Annotated in this window: 1 protein-coding gene; it reads right to left on the bottom strand. The window is 60.2% G+C overall.

What is annotated here, in order from left to right; genetic code table 11:
• Positions 1–7 precede the first annotated feature (7 nt).
• Positions 8–1,080: IS66 family transposase (gene tnpC, locus BQ4888_RS10740; protein ID WP_092057196.1), on the bottom strand; the 1,073-nt coding region annotated here is incomplete at its 5' end.

Here is a 1,080-nt window from a genome sequence, read left to right as displayed (position 1 = left end):
GTAACCGTCAACCCAGCCCATCTTGCTTGACGGTCTGCGATGCGGCATTCTTCTTCCGGGAGGCTAACCAATGATCCGGCAGTAGCTCATCGATCTGCTTGGCCGGGTGACTCATGATTCGCCGTAGGACGTCTTCCAGGTACTCCTGGGGGTTGATGTCCAGATTCCGGCAGGTCTGAATCAGCGACAGGATCGTTGCGGCAGCTTGGCCGCCCTCCTCGCTGCCGACGAAGAGCCAGTTTTTCCTCCCGATCGTCAGGGGACGAATCGCCCGTTCGGCCACGTTGTTATCCAGCCGCGCCTCGGGGTGGTTCAGGTAGTTCTCGAAATGGGGCGCCAAGTCCAAGTAGTAGTGCAGAGCCTGGCTGAACTTCGACTTGGGCAGCAGGCCGCCGGCCAGTATCCGTTCTTTGACCAGGGACTTCAGGTTCTCGAGAACCGGCTTCTCGATCTCCCAGCGAATCCGTAGGCGCTCTTCCGGGCTGCGCGACCAGGCGACTCGTTCGAGCATGAACAGGTGGCGAATTTTGCGCAATATCCGGCGGCGAAGCTGCGGATCGCCTCCTTCGGCCTCGACAAACTTGCGTCGGGCGTGCGCCATGCACGGACACCACTGGATTTCCTCGCGCCGGGCCAGCTTTTCGTAGGCGGCGTACTTGTCCGAGTGCAGAACCCCCTGGTACTCCTTCAGGGTCTGCTCGACATGCGCATGGCTGCGGCTGGTGCGAAATTCAAAGAACCGATAGGGCGGATCTCCGCCGCCACCGCCGGCATAGACCCACATATAGGCTTTTTTGCAGGGGCCTTTGCTCTGACTCTGCAAACTGACCGGACTTTCGTCGACGAAGATCACCCCACTGGCAAGGATGCGGGCTTTCATCGCTTCGTAAAGGGGAGCGAGCCCCGCACCGAGGCTCAGAACCCATTTAGAGATGGTTTGGCGACTGATGTGGACATCGCTGCGTCGCAGCATCTGCGCCTGCCGGTAGAGCGGCAAGTGATCGGCGTACTTGGCCGTTAAAATCGAGGCCAGCAGACTTTCATCCGCCGGACAACGAGCGATGACGCTGTCGGGCAGCG

Origin of the sequence: Desulfuromonas acetexigens, from assembly GCF_900111775.1 — a bacterium.
Classification (GTDB): domain Bacteria; phylum Desulfobacterota; class Desulfuromonadia; order Desulfuromonadales; family Trichloromonadaceae; genus Trichloromonas; species Trichloromonas acetexigens.
The sequence above is the reverse complement of the archived record's forward strand: the minus strand, read 5'-3'. Positions and strand labels throughout refer to the sequence as shown.